Consider the following 22,301-nt stretch of genomic DNA (forward strand, 5'->3'; position numbering starts at 1 on the left):
GGCACCAGGAACTCCCGCGCCCAGNCGCAAATTCTCCCGGGCGGCCTCGGCGCGCCCGTCCGCGGGCGGCGCCGGGGGCCAGGGCTCGCTCCAGGAGCCCTCCGCCGGGACGCCGACGGCCTCGCACACCTTCAGCGCCAGGCGCCGGTGCCCCTCGGGCGACATGTGCAGCCGGTCGTCGTCCCAGGCGCGCGGGTCGGTCAGCGCCGCCATGGACCACTGGTCGACGACACGGCAGCCGTGCCGGTCGGCGATCGAGCGGATGTTCAGATAGAAGCGCGCGAAGTGGCCGATCCGGGCCCGCATGTACCCGCCGGAGACGTTCACCCCGGTGAAGAGCACCACCTCGGCGCCCTGGGCGCGCAGCCGCCGGACGGCGTGCTCAAGGATGCGGGCGAGGGCGTCGGGGTCGGCGCCGGGGCGCAGCAGGTCGTTGCCGCCCGCGCACAGGGTGACCAGGTCCGGCTCCAGCTCCAGCGCGCGGGGCAGCTGGTCGGTCATGATCTGCCGGATGAGCTTGCCGCGCACCGCCAGGTTGGCGTAGCGCACCTCCGGCACCGCCTCGGCCAGGTGCTCGGCGAACCGGTCGGCCCAGCCGCGGTAGGCGCCGTCCGGCCCCGGGTCGCCGACGCCCTCGGTGAAGCTGTCACCCACCGCCACGTAGGTGAGCGGCGTGCGTGCGAGCAGGTCGGCCGCCGTGTGGGCCTCCTCGGCCGCGCTCATTCGGCCGCCTCCCCCTGGTCCGCGCGTGCCCGGTCGGCCGCCCCGGAGGGCCCGGGCAGCGGGTTGGGCTCGGCACCGCCGTAGCGGCGGTCCCGAGAGGCGTAGACCTCGCAGGCGTGCCACAGGTGGCGCCGGTCGAAGTCGGGCCAGAGGGTGTCCAGGAACACGAACTCGGCGTAGGCCGACTGCCAGAGCAGGAAGTTGGAGAACCGCTGCTCGCCCGACGACCGCAGGAACATGTCGACGTCGGGTACGCCCGGCTCGTCCAGGCGGGCGGCGAAGTCGGACTCGGAGATCTTGGCCGGGTCGATGCGCCCTTCGGCTGCGGCGCGGGCCAGCTCGGCCGCCGCGTCGACGATCTCGGCGCGCCCCCCGTAGTTCACGCAGAACTGCAGGGTGAGCGCGGTGTTGTCCTTGGTCATCTCCTCGGCGTCCTCCAGCTCGGAGATGACGCTCTTCCACAGCCGTCCGCGCCGCCCGGCCCAGCGCACGCGCACGCCCATGGCGTGCAGCTCGTCGCGGCGGCGGCGGATGACGTCGCGGTTGAACCCCATGAGGAAGCGCACCTCCTCGGGCGAGCGCTTCCAGTTCTCGGTGGAGAAGGCGTACGCCGACAGGTAGGGGATCCCCATCTCCAGGGCGCCCTCGATGACGTCGAACAGGGAGCCCTCGCCCGCCTTGTGCCCCTCGGTGCGGGGCAGCCCGCGCTCCTTGGCCCAGCGGCCGTTGCCGTCCATGACGATGGCGACGTGTTTGGGGACCACGGCCTTGGGCAGTACCGGCGGACGCGCCCCGCTGGGGTGCGGCGACGGGGGCTCATAGCCCCGGCCGGACTTGGACGCGGACGGGTTGAACAGGCTCACGAACGCTCCACTAGGCGCAGGGATCGGATTCCGTTTTCGAGGTGCCACTGCAGGTAGGCGGCGACCAGGCCGCTGCACTCGCTCCGGTGCCGCTCCGCGCTGGCGTCGGCCGCCTCCCAGTCCCCGCCCAGCAGCGCGCCCATCAGCGCGACGCTCTCCGGCGCGGGGTGGACCGACCCGTGCGGGCGGCACACCCCGCACACCGCTCCCCCGGCGTGCACGGCGAACCCGCGCGGGTCGGCGCCGCCGCAGCGGGCGCACTCGCCCAGCGCGGGCGCGTACCCCGCCACGGCCAGCGACCGCAGCAGATAGGCGTCGAGCACCAGCCTCGGCTCGTGCACCCCCTCGCCCAGCGTACGCAGCGCGCCGATGAGCAGGAGGAACTGGCGCAGCGCCGGGTCCTTTTCGACCGCCACCACCTTCTCGGCCGTCTCCAGCATGGCGGTGGCCGCGGTGTAGCGGGCGTAGTCGGCGACGATGCGCTCACCGTAGGGGCGCACCGTCTCGGCCTGGGTGATCACGTCGAGGGTGCGGCCGGTGTAGAGCTGCAGGTCGACGTGGCTGAAGGGCTCCAGCCGGGCCCCGAAGCGCGACTTGGTGCGGCGCACCCCCTTGCCGACCGCGCGCACCAGTCCGGTGCGCCGGGTCAGCAGGGTCACGATGCGGTCGGCCTCCCCCAGTTTCTGGGTGCGGAGGACGACCCCCTCGTCGCGGTAAAGGCTCACCTTCCCATTGTCGCGGATACGCGGCGCCGGGCCGAACCGGGCGGGGCGCCCCGCCCGGTTCGGCCCGGCGCCACCCCGCCGAACTGCGACAACCCCCGCCATATCGGCAAATCGGCCATATTGCTCTACGATCACGCGCACACCCCGCTTCCCACCCGAGTAACGGGAGGACCCGATGGGACGAGGACGCCGAAGGCACGGCCCGCGCGACCGGCGCGAGGCCCGCCGCCGCGGGCGATCGGCCGAGGCCGGGCGCGGGCCGCGCACCGGTCGGCGCGTGATGCTGGCGACCGTGCTGGCCCTGCCGGTCGGCCTGGGCACCGCCGCGGCGCTGGTGCTGGCCACGGCGGGCGGCCCCGGCCCGGCATGGCAGGCCGCGATGCCCGGCGGCGGCTCCGGCTCCCCGGCCGGGACCGGCGCCGACGACGGCCTCCCTCCCGCCGCCGACGACTTCTTCGCCGACTCCGAGGACGGTGGAGGGGCGCAGGGCGGGGCGGGTGCCCAGGGCGGCTCCGGCGGTCGGGGCGGCGCCGAGGGCTCCGGGGGCGATGACGGCGGCGCGGGCTCGGCCTCCTCCGGCAAGGACAGCGTGAGCGCCTCCGAAGAGCCCTCCGAAGACGGCGGGGACGACCGCCGGGACGGCGCGCCGGGCTCCTCGTCCGGGGACTCCGGCGGCCCCGGTGGCGGTTCCGGCGCCCAGGACGCGGGCTCCGCGCTCACCCGCGAGGTGGTGTCGCTGGCCAACGACGAGCGCGCGGACGCCGGGTGCGGGCCGTTGCGGGTCGACGCCAAGCTGACCGACGCCTCGCAGAAGCACAGCACGGACATGGCGCGGCGCGACTACATGTCGCACGACACACCGGAGGGCGTCGGCCCCGCCGAGCGCGCCGCCGAGGCCGGGTACACCGCCTGGGGCGGGGAGAACGTGGCGGCGGGCTACACGTCGGCCGAAGCGGTCATGGACGGCTGGATGAACAGCGAGGGCCACCGCAAGAACATCCTCAACTGCGACTTCACGGCCGTCGGCGTCGGCGAGACGGACGGGTACTGGGCGCAGAACTTCGGCTTCTCCTGAGGGGAGCGCCGCGGCGGCGGCCCGAGCGGTCCCGAACGCCGGAGGGCGCCCGGGACCGGGTCCCGAAGCGCCCTCCGTTCGTGCTCCGGCGCTACTCGCGCGCCGCCGCGGCGCGGTTGACCGCGCTGCACACCGCCTTCAGCGACGCGGTGGTGATGTTGTGGTGCACCCCCACGCCCCACACCACCGTTCCGTCCACCTCGGCCTCGACGTAGGCGGCGGCGCGGGCGTCGCTGCCCTCGCTCATCGCGTGCTCGACGTAGTCGACCACCCGGACCTTCACGTCGACCTGGGCCAGGGCGTCGCAGAAGGCCGACAGCGGCCCCTGCCCGGTGCCGGTGATCTCCCGGATCTGCCCGTCCAGGCGCACGTCGGCCTCGATGCGGTACCCGTCGTCGCCGTTCTGCGAGCGGTGCGCCAGCACCCCGGCGCGCCCCTCCTCGGACAGGTAGGTGTCGCGGAAGACCTCCCAGATCTTCTCCGCGCTGAACTCCCCGCCCTCGGTGTCGGTGTGGCCCTGGATGACGTGGGAGAACTCGATCTGCAGCCGCCGCGGCAGGTCCAGGGCGTGGTCGCGCTGCAGCACGTAGGCCACCCCGCCCTTGCCGGACTGGCTGTTGACCCGGATGACCGCCTCGTAGTCGCGGCCCACGTCCTTGGGGTCGATCGGCAGGTAGGGCACGCCCCAGGCGTGCTCGGACACCGGCACCCCGGCCGCCTGGGCCTCGGCCTCCAGGGCGGTGAAGCCCTTCTTGATCGCGTCTTGGTGCGAGCCGGAGAAGGCCGTGTAGACCAGGTCGCCGCCGTAGGGGTGGCGCGGGGCCACCGGCAGCTGGGTGCAGTGCTCGGTGATGCGCCGCACCTCGTCGATGTCGGAGAAGTCCACCATCGGGTCCACGCCCTGGCTGAACAGGTTCATGCCCAAAGTGACCAGGTCGACGTTGCCGGTGCGCTCGCCGTGCCCGAACAGGCACCCCTCGACCCGGTCCGCCCCGGCCATCACGGCCAGCTCGGCCGAGGCCACGCCGGTGCCGCGGTCGTTGTGCGGGTGCACCGACAGGCACACGTGCTCGCGCCGGGACAGGTTCCGGTTCATCCACTCGATCTGGTCGGCGTAGACGTTGGGGGTGGCGCGCTCGATGGTGGCGGGCAGGTTCAGGATGATCTCCCGCCCCGGGCCGGGCCCCCACTCGTCCATGACGGCCTCGCACACCTCCAGGGCGAAGTCCATCTCGGTGTCGATGAAGATCTCCGGCGAGTACTCGTAGCCCACGTACGCACTGTCCGCCAGGTACTTCTCGGCGAAACGCATCACGTGGCGGGTGCCCTCGACGGCGATCTGCTTGCAGGCCTCGCGGTCCACGCCGAAGACGACGCGGCGGAACATCGGGGCGGTGGCGTTGTACAGGTGGACGGTGGCGCGCTCGGCGCCGACCAGGGACTGCACGGTGCGCTCGATCAGGTCCTCGCGGGCCTGCGTCAGCACCGAGATCTGCACATCGGCGGGGATGCGGTCCTGCTCGATCAGGGCGCGTACGAAGTCGAAGTCGGTCTGGCTGGCCGAGGGGAAGCCGACCTCGATCTCCTTGTACCCCATGCGCACCAGCAGGTCGAACATCTCGTGCTTGCGCTCGGCGTCCATCGGCTCGATCAGCGACTGGTTGCCGTCGCGCAGGTCGGTCGTCAGCCAGCGGGGCGCGGCGTCGATGGTCTTGGAAGGCCAGGTGCGGTCGGGCAGGTCGACCGGGGTGAAGGGGGTGTAGCGCTGGAAAGGCATACCACTGGGCTGCTGCTGCGGCACCATGGAAAAGGCTCCTCAGGAAAAGATCACGCGGTGTCGAAACGGCCGACAAGAGCATGCCGAAGCCCCGCGGCGAGGGAGTCGACCTCTAGCGACCCCCGCCGCGGCCGCTAAGGAGGAGCAGCTCGCGCAGCATAACGTTGGACACAGTAGCAGACCTGTGGACGCGGAGTGAGGAACGGCCCCCTGATTCCCGGGTTTCCCGGGGGGCGCCGGTGAAGACGGAAGCGGCGGGGCGCCGCGGTGATCCGGCCAAGTGACCACCGATGCGCCCCGCCGTGTGCCGGTGTGCGGCGGTGGCCCGGCCAAGCGGCCACCGACGCAACCGGTCTGGAAGGGGCGGGCGGCCTTCCGCCTCCGCGGCCGCCGCGCCCCCGTCCCGTGCGCCCCTATGCCTCAGGGGCGGGCTCGAACTCCTTCACGGCGTCGATCGCCGGGCCGTGCGGAGTGTTGGCCTCGCGCTCGATCATGATCTCCACGAGCACGGGCCGGGAGGTGGACTGGGCCTGCTTGCGGGCCCACTCGATGGACTCGCGGATCTCCGACGGGTCGAAGACGCGGCGCCCGGAGCACCCGTAGGCCTCCATGATCTTGACGCTGTCCGTGCCGTGGTCGTCGTAGTGGATGTCGACCTGGTAGTTCATGTCGTAGGGGATCTCCGCCTGGCGGATCAGCCCCAGGTACTCGTTGTTGAGCATGATGATCACGAACGGCACGTCGTACTGGGCGGCGACGGCCAGCTCCTCGACCATGTACTGGAACCCGTAGTCGCCGACGACGCCGACCACCTCGGCGTCGGGCTCGGTCTCCTTGAGCGCCTTCTTGACGCCGATGGCCGCGGGGATCTCCCAGCCGAGCGGGCCCGCCTGGCCGCAGATCTGGTAGTGGCGCGGCTTGTAGGCCTTCTGGTGCTGGCCGCCCCAGATCTGGTAGAGGCCGATGGCGGTGACGAAGTAGGCGTCCTCGCCGAAGACCTCGTTGATCTCCTTGTAGACGCGCGGGGCCTTGATCGGCACGCTGTCGAAGTCCTCGCGTCGGCCCAGGGTCCGCTTGAGCTCGCCCACCCGCTCGATCCAGGCGCCGACCCGCGCCTTGGCGGAGCGCTTCCTGGCGGCGTCGATGAGCTCGCGCAGGAACAGCTTGGCGTCGGACACGATGCCCAGGTCGGGCTCGAAGACCCGGCCCAGCTGGGTGGCCTCGATGTCGACGTGGATGAACGTCCGGTCGCCCCGGTAGACGTCGATGGCGCCGGTGTGCCGGTCGGCGAAGCGCGCGCCCACCGCCAGTACCAGGTCCGACTCCAGGAAGGAGGCGTTGCCGTAGCGCTGGGAGGTCTGCACGCCGGTCATGCCCGCGTACAGCTCGGAGTCCTCGTCGAAGGAGCCCTTGCCCATGAGGGTCACCTGGACGGGGACCCGCAGCAGCTCGGCGAGCTCGGTCAGCTCCTCGGAGGCCTCGGAGATGATGATGCCGCCGCCGGCGAGGATGAGCGGCCGCTCGGCCTCCAGCAGCATGTCCAGCGCGCGCTCGACCCGCGGGCGGTGCGGGACGACGTCGTTGACCGGCAGCGGGGCGTCGATGGCGGGGTCGTAGGAGATCTCCTGCTGGGCGACGTCCAGCGGGATGTCGATGAGCACCGGCCCCGGGCGGCCCTCGCGGGCGATCCGGAACGCCTCGCGGAAGACCCACGGGGCGGTCCCGGGCTCCTTGATCTGCACGGCCCACTTGGTGACGGGCTTGGCGATCTCGACGATGTCGACCGCCTGGAAGCCCTCCTTGTCCAGCAGGTCGGTGCGGTTCTGCCCGGTGATGCACACGATCGGGATGGAGTCGGCCATCGCGGTGTACAGGCCGGTGATCATGTTGGTCCCGGCCGGGCCGGAGGTGCCGATGGCCACGCCCACCCTGCCGGTGGTGCGGGCCCAGCCGTCGGCCATGTGGGTCGCGCCCTCCTCGTGGCGGACCGTCAGGTGCTCGATCCCTCCGACCTGCTCGAGGGCCTTGTAGAAGGGGAGGATCGCGGCGCCGGGGCAGCCGAAGGCGGTGTCGACGCCCTCGTCTTTCAGGACCTCGACGGCCGCGTTCATCGCGGGCATCTGTACCATTTGCTGTGAACCCTTCAGTGCTAGGGGGGTCGATGGGCCCGCCTGCGGGACCAAGGGTGCGGCCAACACCCAGGCCTCGGCGGTTCGCGCTGAGCACACACACGTAAGTCGCGAACCGTCCACGGCCGTCCCGCGGCGGGAACCCTTTTCCTACTGCTTCTTCTCGCCGGAGAGCTGCTCCACGAGCTTCAGCAGCGCGGAGTGGTCCAGGCCGCCGTGGCCCTGGGCCTTGAGGGCGCCCACGAACTGCGCCACCAGCGCCCCCAGCGGGATCGACACACCGGCCTCACGGGCCGCGGTCGTCACGATCTTCATGTCCTTGTCGTGCAGCTCGATCCGGAAGCCCGGAGCGAACTCCCGGTTGCGCATGCCCCCGCCCTTGCGGGTCATCACGGTGCTGCCCGCGAGGCCGCCGTTGAGGACCTTGAGGCCCTCCTCGGTGTCGACGCCGTGCGCCTCCAGGAAGACCAGCGCCTCGGCGACCAGCTGGATGTTTCCGGCCACGATGAGCTGGTTGGCGGCCTTGACGGTCTGCCCGGCGCCCGAGGGGCCGACCAGCACCGGGGTGGTGCCCAGCACGTCGAAGAGCGGGCGGGCCGCCTCGAAGTCCTCCTGGGCTCCGCCGACCATGATGGACAGCTTCGCCTCGACGGCACCGGCCTCGCCGCCGCTGACCGGGGCGTCCAGGACCCGGAAGCCGCGCTCGGCGCCCTTGGCGGCCACGTCGCGGGCCACGTCCGGGCGGATGGTGCTCATGTCGATGACCAGGGCGCCGGAGCGGGCGTTGGCGTAGACGCCGTCCTCGCCCAGCAGCACCTCCTCGACGTCCGGGGAGTCGGGGACCATCGTGATGACGGCGTCGGCGCCGGAGACGGCCTCGGCGACCGAGGACGCCGCCTTGCCGCCCTGCTCGGCGAGTTTCCGCGCCTTCTCGGGGCTGCGGTTGTATCCGGTGACCTCGTAGCCGGCCTTGGCGAGGTTGACGGCCATGGGCAGGCCCATGATGCCGAGGCCGATGAAGGCGATGGTGCGCGGCTGGGACATGTGGCTGTTTCCTTCCGGGTCTGTGGTCTGCGCGGGCGGCGGGTCAGCGGCCGATCCAGCCGAAGCTCTCGGCGGTGGGCACGGTCGGCTTGTACTCCAGGCCCACGTAGCCGTCGTAGCCGCCGACCTGGGCGGCGGCGAGAAGCTCCTGGATGGGCAGCTCGCCGGTGCCGGGCTCGCCGCGGCCGGGGGCGTCGGCGATCTGGATGTGCCCGAACTCGGCGGCGTGGTCGCGCACGGCGGCGGCCACGTCGTCGCCGTTGACGGCCAGGTGGAAGAAGTCGGCCAGCAGGGCGGTGTTGGCCGCACCGGCGGCGCGCGCCTTGCCGACCACTTCCAGGCCGTCGGCGGCCGTCTTCACCGGGTACCCCTCCCAGCCGCTGACCNAGGACGGTGCCGTCGACGGACTCGACGGCCTCGGCGGCGGCGACGATCGACTCCAGGGCGACGCGGTCCTGCTCGGCGGGGTCGACGCCGTCCTGGCGCAGCCCGTAGAGGGCGTTGAAGGCCCTGGTGCCGGTGCGGCGGGCGATGCCGACGACGACGTCGAGGTTGTCGCGGAACTCCTGGGCGCGGGAGGGCTGGGAGAGCACCCCGCGGTCGGGGCCGGGCAGCTCCCCGGCGAAGAAGTTGAGGCCGCTCAGGTGGACGCCCGCGTCGGCGATGGCCTGGACGAAGGCGTCGACCTCGCGGTCGGCCGGGACGGGGCTCGCGAAGGGCCACCAGAACTCCACGGCGTCGAAGCCGGCCGCGCGGGCCGCGGCGGGACGCTCGTTGAGCGGCAGCTCGGTGAACAGCAGCGAGCAGTTCACCGTGTAGCGCAGCGAGTGGCTCATGTCGCGCCCTCCCCTTTCGTAATGTGGAAAGTACTTTTCACTTGAAGGAATGATTCGAGTCTGCGTCCCGCACCCGGGGTTGTCAACTCCCCTTCGGCGATCCGCCCACCTGGCCCCATCACGCACATAAGGTCACTCCATGGGACACAGCTCACATATGACACGGCCCACGGACGGGTACACCGGTGGTCACGGGCCCCGTAGGCGCCCCGGCGCCGGTCCGGTCCCGCACCCGTGTTGACAACCCCACTGTGACCGGGGCTACAGTCCGAGATGTAAAAGTGAGTTTCTGCTCTACGAAATCCGCTCGCCGGAGCGGGGAGCAGCGGGTGAACGCGCACCAGCCACCGGCCGCACACCGGCCGAGCGCGCCCGGGCGGAGCCCGGCCGGGCACCGCCGAGGGACGCCCCTGCCCCGCCGCCCCGCGGGCCGGACCGACACAAGGAAGCGAGCCGCCATGCCCGAATCCCCGACGCCCCGGGCCGCCGGGGACCCGGGGCTCGACCGGGTCAACGCGCTGTCCTCGCCGGCCTTCCGCGAAGAGTTCGCGCGCTGCCTGAACGTGGACCGGTGGGTCGAGGCGCTCGACGCCGAACGGCCCTTCGCCACCCGGGAGGCGCTGCTGGCCGCCGCCGACGCGCACGCCAGCCCGCTCACCGCCGCCGAGGTGGACGCGGCCCTGTCCCGCCACCCCCGGATCGGCGAGAAGGCCTCCGGCAAGGACACCGAGTCCCGGTGGTCCCGGGGCGAACAGGCCGCGGTCACCGCCGGGGGGCAGGACACCGAGCAGGCATTCAAGGCCGCCAACGCCGCCTACGAGGAGCGGTTCGGCCACATCTACCTGGTGTGCGCCAGCGGCCGCTCGCCCGAAGACCTCCTCGCCGACCTGAAGACCCGCCTGGACAACGACCCGGCGCGGGAGAAGGAGGTCGTGGGCGGGGAGTTCCGCAAGATCGCGCTGCTGCGCGTGGAAAAGGTGCTGGACGACGCATGAGCCATGTGACCACGCACGTCCTCGACGCCGCCCTGGGCCGCCCCGCCGCGGGGGTCCCGGTCCGGCTCGAGGCCGCCGCCGACGCCGACCGGTCGGCCTACGAGACCGTCGCCGCCGGAACCACCAATGAGGACGGCCGGGTGCCCGACCTGGGCCCCGACCAGCTCGCCGCCGGGACCTACCGGGTCGTCTTCGACACCGCGGCCTACTTCGGGCGCACCGGGCAGAAGGGGTTCTACCCCGACGTCACCATCGCGTTCGAGCTGGCCGACGAGGACGCCCATTACCACGTCCCGCTGCTGCTGAGCCCGTTCGCCTTCTCGACCTACAGGGGGTCCTGACAGCAGAACCGGAGAGGCACCCTCCCATCCGAGTGCGGTGACAGGTCCTTCCGCATGACCACAGCGGTCCTCCCTCGTCGCACGCCGCCCGCTCACCTTCCCCGACACCGGCCCGAAAGGCGGGCCCCGAGCGGCAACGGCACTTCTGTGAAAAGCGTTTCGAGCACAGAAATCAGGAGACGACCCACATGGGCATCCGACTCGGAGACAACCAGTACGGCAAGGCCGAGGTCCGCCTGGTGCACGTGAACCGGGAGACCCCGGTGCACAGCATCAAGGACATCAACTACAGCTCCCAGCTCCGCGGCGACCTGGAATCGGTGCACACCGAAGGCGACAACGCCACGTGCCTTCCCACCGACACCCAGAAGAACACGGTCTACGCCAAGGCCAAGGAATGGGGCGGCGTCGGCGCCATCGAGGACTTCGCCCTCAAGATGGCCCGCCACTTCGTCGACGGGCACGACTACGTGCACGGCGCGCGCCAGGAGGTCGAGGAGTACTCCTGGGAGCGCATCTCCACCGGCAAGGGCCCCCACGACCACGCGTTCGTGCGCTCCGGCGCCGAGGTGCGCACCGCCGTGGTGACCAAGGACGGCGAGAAGGAGTGGGTGGTGTCCGGCTTCTCCGGGCTCACCGTGCTCAAGTCGACCGGGTCGGAGTTCCACGGCTACCCGAAGACCAGGTACACCACCCTGGCCGAGACCGACGACCGGATCCTGGCCACCGACGTCACCGCCCGCTGGCGCTCCATCGGCACCGACCTCGACTGGGACAAGACCTATGCGTCCGTGAAGGCCCTCGCCCTGGAGGCCTTCGCCGAGACGCACAGCCTCGCGCTGCAGCAGACCCTCTACGCGATGGGCAAGGCCGTCCTGGAGGCCCACCCGGAGATCGCCGAGATCAAGTTCTCCATGCCCAACAACCACCACTTCCTGGTGGACCTGTCGCCGTTCGGCCTGGACAACCCCAACGAGGTGTTCTTCGCCGCCGACCGCCCCTACGGCCTGATCGAGGCCGTCGTCGAGCGCGACGACGCCCCCGAGGCCGGCCGCGCATGGGAGACCGTCCCCGGCTTCGTTTAGGGCCCGTGCGCCGGGCCCCGCCTCCTGCGCGGGGCCCGCGGCGCCGTCCGGCGTCCCGGCCCCGCACAGGGGCCGGGCGCCCCACCGCGAATCGCACCGCCGCCCGCCGGTCCGCCCGACCGGCGCCGCGGCCCGCACGCGTACCCGCATCCAGGCCGCCGGCCCCGCTCCCGAGGCCGCGACCTGTCATTGACACACGGGACAGGTCACCTCCCATGCCGAACGACCCATCCGGCGAGGACGCCCGCGGCGTCCCCTCACCCCGCCCCGAAGACCGGCGCCTGAGCATCGGCCAGTACGTCGTCGGCGGGCTGCAGCACCTGCTGACCATGTACGCGGGTCTGATCACCCCGCCGCTGATCATCGGCACCGCCGCCGGGCTCGGCTCCGCCGAGACCGCGGTGATGATCGCCGCCACCACCCTGCTGGCCGGGCTGGCCACCCTCCTGCAGACGCTGGGCCCGCCCCGCCTGCGCCTGGGCTCGCAGCTGCCCATCGTGGTCGGCGCCACCTTCGTCCCGGTCGGCGCCATGGAGTCCATCGCCGCCGACGGCGGGCTGCCCGCCGTGTTCGGCGCCAGCCTCGCCGCGGGCCTGTTCGCCCTGGCGATCACCCCGTTCTTCGGGTCCCTGGTGCGCTTCTTCCCGCCCATCGTCACCGGGACCATCGTCACCGTCATCGGGCTCTCCCTGTTCCCCGTCGCGATCGGCTGGATCGTCGACGGCGGCACGGGAGGCACCCCCGCCAACGCCGACCTCGCCCTGGGCCTGGGGACCCTGGCGCTGGTCCTGGCGCTGAACCGGGTCCCCGGGGTGCTGGGCCGGTTCGCGATCCTCATCGGCCTGACCGCGGGCACCGCCGTCGCCGCCGCCTTCGGCCGCACGGACTTCTCCCGGGTGCTCGACGGCCCGGTGTTCGCCCTGCCCGAGCCCTTCCACTACGGGATGCCCGCCTTCGACCCCGCCGCGATCGTCACCATGTGCATCGTGATGCTCGTGGTACTCACCGAGGGGACCGCCAACATCATGGGCGTGGGCGCCGTCGTCGGCGCCCGCATCGACCGGCGCCGCATCTCCGACGGCATCCGGGCCAGCGCGCTGTCGTCCACGCTCGCCCCGGTCCTGAACACCTTCCCCGTCTCCTCCTTCGCCCAGAACATCGGGCTGGTCGCCATGACCCGCGTGCGCAGCCGGTTCGTCGTGGCCTGGGCGGGCGCCCTGCTGGTGGCGCTCGGCCTGTTCCCGGTGCTGGGGCGGTTCGTGGCCGCCATCCCCATGCCGGTGCTGGGCGGGGCCGGGCTGGTGCTGTTCGGCACCGTGGCCGCCAGCGGCGTCAAGACCATCGCCGAGGCCGACCTGACCGACCAGCTCAACCTGGTGCTCGTGGGCGCCTCCCTGGCGGCCGGGCTCACCCCGATGCTCTTCCCCCACTTCTACGAGGGGCTGCCGGGCTGGGCGGCGACCGTGCTGCACTCGGGCATCGTCGGGGCCTCCGCGGTCGCGATCGGCCTGAACATGCTCTTCACCCTGGGCCGCGGCAGACGCGGCCGCGAATCCTCCGCCGCCGGGGGCGAGGTCCCCGGCGGCGGCGCGGCGGAGGTGTCCGCAGGCGCCCCCGCCGCACCGCCGGCAACCGCACCGTCGGCCCGCCCCGAGGGCGGCTGACGCGCCGGCCGGGCGGCCCCGGACCTCAGGGCGCGACCGGGCCGCCCGCCCTTCCCACACACCGGGTTCGACCGCACCCCGGGACGGTGTCCCCCAGGGTGGAGTGCCCCGCACCTCGGGACGGTGCGAACCCAAGACCGAAGGCTGGAAACTGGCCATGAGATTCGGAAAACCGGACCATGACACCCGGGCCACAACGAAAGCCGGAGCCGAGGGAGACACCGCCACCCCCCACCGCCCTGAAGACGAGAGACTCCCCCCGAAGCTGCTGCTGCTCTACGGGCTGCAGCACATCCTGACCATGTACGCCGGCGCGGTCGCCCCCGCGCTGGTCATCGGCGGCGCCGCCGGGCTCGACCCGTCCGACCTGGGCATCCTGGTCAGCGGCGCGCTGCTGGTCGCGGGCATCGCGACCCTGCTGCAGAGCCTGGGCCCCTGGCGCATGGGCGCCCAGCTGCCCATCGTCGTCGCCTCCTCGTTCGTCCCGGTGTCGGCGATGACCGCCATCGCCGCCGAGCAGGGGCTGCCGGTGGTCTTCGGCGCCTCACTGGTTGGCGGCGTGTTCGCCCTCTGCCTGACCCCGTTCTTCGGCCACCTGGTGCGGTTCTTCCCGCCCCAGGTGACCGGGAGCATCATCACCGTCATCGGGCTGTCGCTGATGCCGGTGGCGGCCGGGTGGGTGGTCGACGGCGCCGAGTCGGGCCACCCCTCCATGGGCGACCTGGCACTGGCCGGGGCCACCCTGGCGCTGGTGCTGTTGTTCTCCCGGGTGCTGCCCGGCCTGCTCGGCCGGGTCTCCATCCTGCTGGGGCTCATCGCCGGGACGCTGATCGCGCTGCCGTTCGGCAAGACCGACTTCGGGTCGGTGCCCGACGGCGCCTACTTCGCGCTCGGCTCGCCGCTCCACTTCGGGATGCCCGCCTTCGACGTGGCGGCCGTCCTGACGATGTGCGTGATCATGCTGGTGGTGCTCACCGAGGGCGCCTCGCACATCATCGCGGTCGGCGAGATCACCGGGTCGAAGGTGGACGCCAAGCGCATCTCGGCGGGCCTGCGGGCGGACGTGAGCGCCTCGATCATCGGTCCGCTGCTCAACTCCACCCCGGGCAGCTCGTTCGCGCAGAACATCGGGCTGCTGGCGCTGACCAGGATCCGGAGCCGGTACGTGGTCGCCACCGGTGCGGGCATCCTGATCGTGCTGGGGCTGTTCCCGGTGCTGGGCCGGGTCGTGGCCGCCATCCCCATGCCGGTGCTGGGCGGGGCCGGGCTGGTGCTGTTCGGCTCGGTGGCCGCCAGCGGCGTGCGCACGCTCGCCAAGGTCGACTTCGACAACAACCTCAACCTGATCCTGGTGGCCACGTCGCTGGGCTTCGGCATCATCCCGATGGCGGTGCCGGAGTTCTACGAAGGCTTCCCGCCCCAGGTGGCGCTGGTGCTGCACTCGGGCATCGTGGGCGCGGCGCTCGTGGCGATCGTGTTGAACATCTGCTTCAACGTCATCGGCAGGCCGAGGGCGCAGACGCACCCGGAGATCGACGGCGGGGAGCTGCGCACGGCGGGGCCGGGAGAGGCCAAGTACACCGAGTCGGCGGACGCCGCCTACCGGGCGCCCGATCCGCACGGGCCGGGAGAGGAGCTGGCCAAGGACACCGAGTAGGCGGGGCGGGGGCTCCGGAGCGCCGCTCCGGAGGCCGCCGCAGGAGCGTCCCGGACGCCGGGACGTGAGGGCGCTGGGCACCGTGGGCGCTCCGTGGAGGGACCGCACGTGAATGGGCCCGGGACGTGTGTCCCGGGCCCATTCGCCGTCTCAGGGGCGCATCAGCGGCTCAGAGGAAGGCTCTCGGCGCCTTCCCGTACGCCCCAGCGGCGCTGGACGCTCAGGGACGGTCCAGGAGGCGCCCCGCGGGCTTGTCCAGGTCGACCTTGTCCCCGCGCAGGTAGGTGGCGCGCACGACGCCCTTGAGCGTCCGGCCGTCGTAGGCGCTCACCGGGTTCTTGTGCTGGAGCGTGCGGGCGTCGATCGTGGTGGAGGCCTCGGGCGCCACCACCGCGAAATCGGCGTCGGAGCCCACCGCGAGGGCGCCCTTGGAGGGCAGCCCGGCCACCCGCGCGGGTCCGGCGGACATCCACGCCACCACGTCGGCGAGGGAGTGGCCGCGCCCGGCCGCCTCGGTCCACACCGCCGGGAAGCCGACCTGCAGCCCGGCCACCCCGCCCCAGGCGCTGCCGAAGTCGTCGGTCTTCAGGTCGGCGGTGCTCGGCGAGTGGTCGCTGACGATGCAGTCGATGGTGCCCTCGGCCAGCGCCCGCCACAGCGCGTCCCGGTTGGCGGCGCCGCGGATCGGCGGGCAGCACTTGAAGCTGGTGTTGCCCGCGGGCACCTCCTCCGCGGCGATGGTCAGGTAGTGCGGGCAGGTCTCCACGGTGAGCGGGACCCCGTCGGCGCGGGCCTTCTCGATCATCGGCAGGGCGGTGGCCGTGGACAGGTGCAGGATGTGCGAGCGGGTGCCGGTGCGCCGGGCGGTCTCGATGACCAGCCGGATCGCCTCGTGCTCGGCCTCGTCGGGGCGCGAGGCGAGGAAGTCGGCGTAGTCGGCGCCGTGCGCCTGCGGCGCGGAGGCCAGCAGGCCCGGGTCCTCGGCGTGCACGATGATCTGGCCGCCCAGGGCGCCGATGGCGGCGGTGGCCGAGCGGTACAGGTCGGGGGTGAGGTGGCCGAACTCGTCGACGCCCGAGGGCGAGAGGAAGGCCTTGAAGCCGAAGACGCCGCGCTCGTGCAGGGCGGCCAGCTCGCCGGTGGCGCCGGGGGCGCTGTTCTCCGGCACGGCGCCGCCCCAGAAGCCGACGTCCACCGCGACCTGGCCCTCGGCGACCCCGCGCTTGACGCGCAGCCCTTCGGCGGTGGTGGTGGGCGGGACGCTGTTCAGCGGCATGTCGACGATGGTGGTGACGCCTCCGGCGGCAGCGGCGCGGGTGGCGCTGGCGAAGCCCTCCCACTCGGTGCGGCCGGGCTCGTTGACGTGCACGTGGCTGTCGACGAGGCCGGGCAGCAGCACCTCGTCCTCGGCCACGTCGATGGTGCGGGCGCCGTCCAGGGCGGCGCCGGCGTCCTCGACGGCGGCGATGCGCCCGTCGCGCACGCCCACGGTCACCGCGCGCTCCCCCTCAGGGGTGACGGCGCGGTCGGCGCGCAGGACGAGGTCGAATTCGTGTCCAGACATGGTTCTCCATTGTCTCTGTCGTCATCGTCGCAGGTCGTTCCCGCTCGGCCCGGCCGACGCGGCCGGTGGGAACCCGTGCGACCGGTCCATGGTCGTCGCGGTCGGCCCCCGGGGGTGGGCGCAAGGATGCTCAAGGGCGCTCACGGCGGTGCGCACGCTTGTGCCCGTCCCCTGCCGCCCTGCGGGCGCAAAGGCCGGGAGCGGGCGGATGGCCGTGGCGGGGGCCGGAGGCCGGGGCAGGACAGCGCTACGGAGCCCGGGCTCCCCCCGAGGTGGCGAGCTGGAAGCGCCACGCGCACAGCCCCCAGGGCGCGCAGCCCGCGAGCGTCTCGTCCAGTGTGCTTCCGCGCCGAGCGGTGCCCGTCCGGCCGCGGACGGCGGCGCGGCACGCGCGCGCGGGAAGGCGGCCGTCTACGTCCGTACAGGGGCGGTCCGCCGAGCACGCGCCGGTTCGGCGGGAGGTTCCGGGGCCGCCCGACGGCAGGGGCACGGGCGCATGCGCGGCCTGCGGTCCGGCCCCCGGCTCAGCGGGGCCGCGACCGGGCCTCCATGCGTGTCCCCCGCCCGAAGCGGCGGTACCGGTCCCTCCCATGGCCGTCCTAGCCCACCCGGCGGTTGGCGAAGCCGCGCAGCACCTCGGCCCCGACGCCGGTGGCCTCGGCCACCTCGTCCTCGGCGAGGGCGCCGCAGTTGCAGCCGCGCACCAGCGCCGAGGCGAGCGCCTGGGCGGTGGCGGGCTCGTCGGCGACGCCGCCCCCGCTCTCCGACAGGTAGGCCTTGAGGCGGGCGGCGGCCGGGCCGAAGGCCTCCCGGTAGAAGGCGAACGTCGCCAGGTAGCGGGTGGGCAGGTGGGCCGGGTGCATGTCCCAGCCCTGGTAGTAGGCGCGCTCCAGGGAGCGCCGCACGAGCCCGGCGTGCAGGCGCCAGGCGGCGTGCACCTCCTCGCGGGAGCCGACGGGCAGGATGTTGGTGGAGCCGTCGGACAGCCACACGCCGGTCCCGGCGGCGGCGAGCTGCATGACCGCCTTGGCGTGGTCGGCGGCCGGGTGCGCCATGCTCTGGAAGGCGGCGGTCACGCCCACGGCGGCGCTGTAGTCGTAGGTGCCGTAGTGCAAGGCGGTGACCCGGCCCTGCCCGGCGTGGATCATGCGGGCCACCGCGGTGGTGCCGTCCGGGGACAGGACCGACTGCGGGGTCTCGATCTGCAGCTCGAAGCCGAGGCGCCCGGCGGGCAGCCCGAACCGCTTCTCCAGCTGCTCGGCGGCCCACACCATGGCCTCGACCTGCTCCACGGAGGTGATCTTGGGCAGGGTGAACACGAAGCCCTCGGGCAGGCGCCCGGCCGCCTCCAGCAGGCCGCCGGTGAACATGGCCAGGCTGCGCATGCCGCGGCGGCGCCCGGCCGCCTCCATGCCCTTCATCCGGATGCCGACGTAGGCGGGGGCGCGGCCGGAGGACAGGTCGGCGGCCACGGCGCGCACGGCCGCGGCGACGTCGCGGTCCTCCTGCTCGTCGCCCCGGTCGCCGTAGCCGTCCTCCAGGTCGATGCGCAGGTCCTCGACCGGCTCCCCGGCGAGCTTGGCCCGCACCGCGGGGAGCGCGCCGGCGACCGCCCCGGGGTCCATCCCGGTGGCCTCGGCCAGGGTCGCGGCGTCGGGGGCGAACGCGTCGAGGGAGGCCAGGGCCTGGGCGCCCCACTCGTCGCAGACGCCCGCCCGGACCTGGTCGGCGGGGATGTAGACGGTGTGCACCGGCTGGCGGCGCCCGGTGTCGCCGGGGTACCGGCTCAGCAGCCGGGCGTCGGCGGCCGAAAGGCGGTCGTCGAGGGCGTCGCCCATCTCCTCCAGGCCGGCCCCGGCGACCCAGCGTTCACCCTCCGTCGGCTCCAGTCCACCCACGTGGCGCTCTCCTCATCGCGTGGCTGTGTGCCCCCGGGGCGTGCCCCGGGGGCGGCGCGGGCAATCCGCCCACCCCTAGGTCTTTTATATAGCGGACACTAACTTCTACAATTCGGAACAACAAGAGGGGGGTGGGAGTGAGCGGGCGCGCGGTTGGCGTCGGCCGACTTCCGTATCGCAGAATGAGACCGCACGATCCTCGCGATGGGAGCTTGAGACCTTTGGCAACGTCACAGACCTCGATCGACGGCGCCGCGGACGGCGCCCCCCGGGCGCGCGCGGGCGGGGTGCAGTCCCTCGACCGGGCGTTCGCGCTGCTGGAGATCATGGCCGACGCCGGGGGCGAGATCTCCCTGAGCCAGTTGGCCGACTCCTCGGGGCTGCCGCTGCCGACGATCCACCGGATCATCCGCACCCTGGTCGACAACGGGTACGTGCGCCAGCTCCCCTCGCGGCGGTACGCGCTGGGGCCGCGGCTGATCGGGCTCGGCGAGAGCGCGTCGCGGATGCTCGGCACCTGGGCGCGCCCGCACCTGGCCCAGCTCGTGGAGGAGCTCGGCGAGACCGCGAACCTGGCCATGCTCGACGGCGACAAGGTGGTCTACGTCGCCCAGGTCCCCTCGCCGCACGCGATGCGGATGTTCACCGAGGTCGGGCGGCGGGTGCTGCCGCACTCGGCGGGCGTGGGCAAGGCGCTGCTGGCGCAGCTCCCCCCGGACGAGGCGCTGGCGACGGTGCGCCGCACCGGGATGCCCGCGGCGACCGACCGCACCATCACCACGCCCGAGGACTTCGCCGACGAGATGGGGCGCATCCGCGACCGCGGCTACGCCATCGACGACGGCGAGCAGGAGATCGGCGTCCGGTGCCTGGCGGTGCCGGTGCAGGGCGGCCCGGCGATGATGGCGGTGTCCATCTCGGGGCCCGAGGCCCGGGTGAGCTGGGACTTCGTGGAGAAGGCCGCGCCGATCGTGCAGCGCACGGCCCACTCCCTGGCCGGGGATCTGAACCACCAGAGCTGACGGGCGGGCGGAATTGGGCTACGACCTCAAGGCGGTGGTGGCCGACGCCGGTCTGCTCACGGCGGCGGCCGCGGAGCTGCCCTCCGCCCGGATCTCGCCTCTCCGGCAAGGGCTGGCGCTCCTTCCGGTGGACCGCGTTCTCCCGGCCGCGCTCGACGGGGCCCCGGGACCCCCGCCCCACGGTTTCTGGACCCTCACCGCCGGGCTCCAACGGCTCCTGGCGGGATGGTCGCGGAACGGGACGGTCGCCTTCCTCGAATCCGAGTACTTCGTCGGCGCCGGAGAGGAGAACACGGCCGTCTGGCGTGCCGGGAGCATCGTCCTGGGGCCGCTGCACCTGAGGGACGACGAACCGGTCCCGGCCGAAGGCACCCCCGTCCACCGGGCTCTGCGCGAACTCGGGGTCACCGCCGATGCGGACCACGACGAGTTCACCGCCGCCGGGCTCGATGCACACCGCAGCACCGAGGGCTGGTCGGCGTGACCCGCGGGCGCCGTCGGCGCCCCCTGGAGGGGCTCCGCCGCGCCGCCCCGCGTCAGACACCGGGATCGGCGGCCTCGCCCCTCGCCTGGTCCGCCGGAAGGACCGGGCCTGCGCCGCGCCCGGCCCGAAGGTGCACCAGGTGCCGCGCCAGCGCCGTCGCGCACAGCAGGGCCGCCACCGCGCACACGCCCGGCCAGCCGACCAGGGCGTGGGCCTGCACACCGAGCCAGGAACCGGTGGTCCCGCCGAGGAAGGCGCAGGTCATGTAGGCGGTGTTGATCCTGCTGCGGGCGTCGGGGCGCAGGGCGAAGATCCGGGACTGGTTGGCCACCATGCCGGACTGCATGGCCACGTCGAGGAGCAGGATGCCGCCGGTCAGGGCGGCGAGGCCGGCCGCGCCGCCCGCGCTCCCCAGGGCGAGCACCCCGGCCGAGGCCAGCGCGCCGAGCATGCAGACCAGCCCGACCGCGTCGGGGCCGCTCCGGTCCACCCAGCGCCCGGCTGCCGGGGTCAGCACCATCGTGACACCCGCGACCAGCGCCATCACCCCGACGGTCGAGGCGTTCAGCCCGTACACGGGGCCGGTCACCACCAGCGCCATACCGGTCCAGGCGGCGGAGAAGGCGCCGAAGACGCATCCCTGGTAGAGGCAGGAGCGGCGCAGGTCCGGCTCGGTGCGCAGGAGCCGCAGCGCCGCCCCGACCAGGGAGGGGTAGGACCGGCGGGTGGAGGGGGCGGTGGCCGGGAGGACGAGGGCGAGCACGGCGGCGAGCAGGAGCACCGCGACCGCCGCCACCAGGTACGGGGCGCGCCAGCCCAGGTGGTCGGCCAGCACCCCGCCGAAGCCGCGGGCGAGCAGGATGCCCCCGATGGACCCGCTGAGCAGCGTGCCCATCACCTGCCCGCGCCGGTCCTCGGCGGCCAGCCCGGCGGCCATGGGGGCGATGAGCTGCGCGGCGACGGTGGCGGTGCCGACCAGCCCGCCCGCGGCCACGAGCACTCCAAGCGCGGGCGAGAGCCCGGCCGCGAGGAGGAAGAGCCCGGTGAGGGCGAGGAGACCGGAGATGAGGGGCCGGTTGGGCAGCCGGTCCCCGAGGGGGACGAGCAGCAGGATGCCGGCCGAGTACCCGAGCTGGGCGGCGGTCGCCGCCATGGCCGCGGACTCGGGGGCCGCGCCCAGCCCTTCGGCGATCAGCGGGGTGACGGCCTGGGGGAAGTAGAGGTTGCCGACGGCGACCCCGCAGGTGACCGCCAGGAGGAGGACGAGGCGTCTGCTCAGTCCGGTGCTCGGTCCGGTCGACTCGCTCACCGGACGAGTGTCACGAGCACACAGCCCGGGGAGCAAGGCATTTTCGAGCGGGGCAGGTCAGGTGCTGGTCGGCTCGGCAGGTTCCTGGCTCCGGCCTCACCCGTCCGCCCTACCGCCGGGGCTGTTCGGGCCGCTACGTCTGCTGGTCGAAGCCCAGGCGCCGGAGCTGCTTCGGGTCGCGCTGCCAGTCCTTGGCGACCTTCACCCTCAGGTCCAGGTAGACCCTTCTGCCCAGGAGGGCCTCGATCTGGCGGCGGGCCTCGATGCCCACGTGCCGCAGGCGCGCCCCCTTGGTGCCGATGACGATGGCCTTCTGGCTGGAGCGCTCCACGTACAGCGAGGCGTAGATGTCGGTGAACTCGCGGCCCGGGGCGGTGTTCGGGCGGTCGGTCATCTCGTCGACCACGACCGCGATGGAGTGCGGCAGCTCGTCGCGGACGCCCTCCAGGGAGGCCTCCCGGACCAGCTCGGCGACCAGCATCTCGTCCGGCTCGTCGGTCAAGTCGCCGTCGGGGTAGAGCGGCGGCCCCTCCGGGAGGCGGGCGCACAGCACGCCCGCCGCCTCCTCAAGGTTCTCGCCGCTCTCGGCCGAGACCGGGACGATGTCGGCCCACTCCCCCAGCTCCTGCACGGCCAGGAGCTGCTCGGCCACCCGCTTGCGGTCGACCTTGTCGGCCTTGGTGACCAGGGCCACCACCGGGGTGTTGCGCTGGGCGGCCAGCTCGCGGGCGATGTAGGTGTCCCCGCGGCCGATCGGCTCGTCGGCGGGCACGCAGAACCCGATCGTGTCGACCTCGACCAGGGTGGAGCGCACCAGGCTGTCCAGCCGCTCCCCCAGCAGGGTGCGGGGCTTGTGCAGCCCCGGCGTGTCGACCACGATGAGCTGGGCGTCCTCGCGGTGCACGATGCCGCGCACCGTGCGCCGGGTGGTCTGCGGCCGGTTGCTCGTGATGGCGACCTTCTGCCCCACCAGCGCGTTCATCAGGGTCGACTTGCCCACGTTGGGGCGGCCCACGAAGCACGCGAAGCCGCTGCGGAACCCCTCGGGCACGGCGGTGGCGCCCGGCAGCGGGGCGCGGAGTCTGTCGAGGTCGAGCTCGTCCATGGTCG

17 protein-coding genes and 2 pseudogenes are annotated in these 22,301 nt (G+C 73.2%); 8 read left to right on the forward strand and 11 right to left on the reverse strand.

The features are described 5' to 3' along the window. From D476_RS33615 to recO, 3 genes and pseudogenes are all read right to left on the reverse strand, one after another. A pseudogene (locus D476_RS33615) lies at positions 1–723 on the reverse strand (SGNH/GDSL hydrolase family protein); the annotation flags it as partial. After that, positions 720–1,586, reverse strand: a complete 867-nt coding sequence (locus D476_RS0117225; RefSeq protein ID WP_017625174.1) for an isoprenyl transferase — start codon at positions 1,584–1,586, stop codon at positions 720–722. The gene D476_RS0117225 and the pseudogene D476_RS33615, both read right to left, overlap by 4 nt. Continuing rightward, a complete protein-coding gene (recO, locus tag D476_RS0117230; protein ID WP_017625175.1) occupies positions 1,583–2,311 on the reverse strand; it encodes a DNA repair protein RecO in 729 nt (242 codons plus the stop codon). The genes D476_RS0117225 and recO overlap by 4 nt, the downstream gene beginning before the upstream one ends. Before the next feature lie 280 nt (positions 2,312–2,591). Here recO and D476_RS0117235 point away from each other — a divergent pair, with 280 nt between their 5' ends. Further along, complete coding sequence (locus D476_RS0117235; protein WP_017625176.1) at positions 2,592–3,386, forward strand: CAP domain-containing protein; 795 nt, start codon at positions 2,592–2,594, stop codon at positions 3,384–3,386. A 91-nt stretch (positions 3,387–3,477) separates the two neighbouring features. Here the strand turns inward: D476_RS0117235 and leuA are convergent, their stop codons facing one another. From leuA to D476_RS33620, 4 genes and pseudogenes are all read right to left on the reverse strand, one after another. Continuing rightward, positions 3,478–5,190 (reverse strand): 2-isopropylmalate synthase, encoded by a 1,713-nt coding sequence (leuA, locus tag D476_RS0117240; protein ID WP_017625177.1) that lies wholly within the window; start codon positions 5,188–5,190, stop codon positions 3,478–3,480. A 386-nt stretch (positions 5,191–5,576) separates the two neighbouring features. Next, on the reverse strand, positions 5,577–7,292 hold the full coding sequence (gcl, locus tag D476_RS0117245) for a glyoxylate carboligase (protein ID WP_017625178.1): 1,716 nt from the start codon (positions 7,290–7,292) through the stop codon (positions 5,577–5,579). A gap of 150 nt (positions 7,293–7,442) precedes the next feature. Further along, on the reverse strand, positions 7,443–8,336 hold the full coding sequence (locus D476_RS0117250; protein WP_017625179.1) for a 2-hydroxy-3-oxopropionate reductase: 894 nt from the start codon (positions 8,334–8,336) through the stop codon (positions 7,443–7,445). 43 nt (positions 8,337–8,379) lie between these two features. Further along, positions 8,380–9,172: pseudogene (locus tag D476_RS33620) on the reverse strand (hydroxypyruvate isomerase family protein). A gap of 458 nt (positions 9,173–9,630) precedes the next feature. On the opposite strand from D476_RS33620, the gene uraD reads away from it, so the two are divergent. The 5 genes from uraD (at position 9,631) to D476_RS0117280 (ending at position 14,914) form a co-directional block, all read left to right on the forward strand. Further along, on the forward strand, positions 9,631–10,167 hold the full coding sequence (uraD, locus tag D476_RS0117260; protein ID WP_017625182.1) for a 2-oxo-4-hydroxy-4-carboxy-5-ureidoimidazoline decarboxylase: 537 nt from the start codon (positions 9,631–9,633) through the stop codon (positions 10,165–10,167). Then, positions 10,164–10,508 (forward strand): hydroxyisourate hydrolase, encoded by a 345-nt coding sequence (gene uraH, locus D476_RS0117265; protein ID WP_026123588.1) that lies wholly within the window; start codon positions 10,164–10,166, stop codon positions 10,506–10,508. Before uraD ends, uraH begins: the two co-directional genes overlap by 4 nt. Before the next feature lie 188 nt (positions 10,509–10,696). Further along, entirely contained in the window at positions 10,697–11,593 is an 897-nt protein-coding gene (pucL, locus tag D476_RS0117270) for a factor-independent urate hydroxylase (RefSeq protein ID WP_017625184.1), read from the forward strand. A gap of 215 nt (positions 11,594–11,808) precedes the next feature. Beyond that, positions 11,809–13,257, forward strand: coding sequence for a nucleobase:cation symporter-2 family protein (locus D476_RS0117275; RefSeq protein ID WP_017625185.1), 1,449 nt, complete (start codon positions 11,809–11,811; stop codon positions 13,255–13,257). 157 nt (positions 13,258–13,414) lie between these two features. Further along, entirely contained in the window at positions 13,415–14,914 is a 1,500-nt protein-coding gene (locus tag D476_RS0117280; protein WP_017625186.1) for a nucleobase:cation symporter-2 family protein, read from the forward strand. 220 nt (positions 14,915–15,134) lie between these two features. Here D476_RS0117280 and allB read toward each other — a convergent pair whose 3' ends face one another. Together allB and D476_RS0117290 are read right to left on the reverse strand one after the other, a co-directional pair. Then, entirely contained in the window at positions 15,135–16,478 is a 1,344-nt protein-coding gene (allB, locus tag D476_RS0117285) for an allantoinase AllB (RefSeq protein WP_017625187.1), read from the reverse strand. Positions 16,479–17,077: 599 nt separating this feature from the next. After that, positions 17,078–18,316: a DUF6986 family protein gene (locus D476_RS0117290; protein WP_026123589.1), complete on the reverse strand. Its 1,239-nt coding sequence runs from the start codon at positions 18,314–18,316 to the stop codon at positions 17,078–17,080. Between the two features lie 347 nt (positions 18,317–18,663). On the opposite strand from D476_RS0117290, the gene D476_RS0117295 reads away from it, so the two are divergent. Beyond that, complete coding sequence (locus D476_RS0117295; protein ID WP_026123590.1) at positions 18,664–19,398, forward strand: IclR family transcriptional regulator; 735 nt, start codon at positions 18,664–18,666, stop codon at positions 19,396–19,398. Between the two features lie 13 nt (positions 19,399–19,411). Then, positions 19,412–19,882, forward strand: coding sequence for a hypothetical protein (locus tag D476_RS0117300; protein WP_017625190.1), 471 nt, complete (start codon positions 19,412–19,414; stop codon positions 19,880–19,882). A 52-nt stretch (positions 19,883–19,934) separates the two neighbouring features. Here D476_RS0117300 and D476_RS0117305 read toward each other — a convergent pair whose 3' ends face one another. Both D476_RS0117305 and era read right to left on the reverse strand, forming a co-directional pair. Further along, entirely contained in the window at positions 19,935–21,191 is a 1,257-nt protein-coding gene (locus D476_RS0117305; protein WP_017625191.1) for an MFS transporter, read from the reverse strand. Positions 21,192–21,324: 133 nt separating this feature from the next. Then, positions 21,325–22,296, reverse strand: a complete 972-nt coding sequence (era, locus tag D476_RS0117310) for a GTPase Era (RefSeq protein ID WP_026123591.1) — start codon at positions 22,294–22,296, stop codon at positions 21,325–21,327. Between the last annotated feature and the right edge of the window lie 5 nt (positions 22,297–22,301).

Origin of the sequence: Nocardiopsis chromatogenes YIM 90109, assembly GCF_000341185.1 — a bacterium.
In the GTDB taxonomy this organism is placed as follows: Bacteria; Actinomycetota; Actinomycetes; order Streptosporangiales; family Streptosporangiaceae; genus Nocardiopsis_A; species Nocardiopsis_A chromatogenes.

What these genes read in the sequence shown, in the direction of transcription:
- D476_RS0117235 (WP_017625176.1), top strand. Translation starts at nt 2,592, where the DNA reads ATGCTGGCGACCGTGCTGGCCCTGCCGGTCGGCCTGGGCACCGCCGCG.
- leuA (WP_017625177.1), bottom strand. Translation starts at nt 5,190, where the DNA reads ATGGTGCCGCAGCAGCAGCCCAGTGGTATGCCTTTCCAGCGCTACACC.
- gcl (WP_017625178.1), bottom strand. Translation starts at nt 7,292, where the DNA reads ATGGTACAGATGCCCGCGATGAACGCGGCCGTCGAGGTCCTGAAAGAC.
- D476_RS0117250 (WP_017625179.1), bottom strand. Translation starts at nt 8,336, where the DNA reads ATGTCCCAGCCGCGCACCATCGCCTTCATCGGCCTCGGCATCATGGGC.
- uraD (WP_017625182.1), top strand. Translation starts at nt 9,631, where the DNA reads ATGCCCGAATCCCCGACGCCCCGGGCCGCCGGGGACCCGGGGCTCGAC.
- uraH (WP_026123588.1), top strand. Translation starts at nt 10,164, where the DNA reads ATGAGCCATGTGACCACGCACGTCCTCGACGCCGCCCTGGGCCGCCCC.
- pucL (WP_017625184.1), top strand. Translation starts at nt 10,697, where the DNA reads ATGGGCATCCGACTCGGAGACAACCAGTACGGCAAGGCCGAGGTCCGC.
- D476_RS0117275 (WP_017625185.1), top strand. Translation starts at nt 11,809, where the DNA reads ATGCCGAACGACCCATCCGGCGAGGACGCCCGCGGCGTCCCCTCACCC.
- D476_RS0117280 (WP_017625186.1), top strand. Translation starts at nt 13,415, where the DNA reads ATGAGATTCGGAAAACCGGACCATGACACCCGGGCCACAACGAAAGCC.
- allB (WP_017625187.1), bottom strand. Translation starts at nt 16,478, where the DNA reads ATGTCTGGACACGAATTCGACCTCGTCCTGCGCGCCGACCGCGCCGTC.
- D476_RS0117290 (WP_026123589.1), bottom strand. Translation starts at nt 18,316, where the DNA reads ATGGGCGACGCCCTCGACGACCGCCTTTCGGCCGCCGACGCCCGGCTG.
- era (WP_026123591.1), bottom strand. Translation starts at nt 22,296, where the DNA reads ATGGACGAGCTCGACCTCGACAGACTCCGCGCCCCGCTGCCGGGCGCC.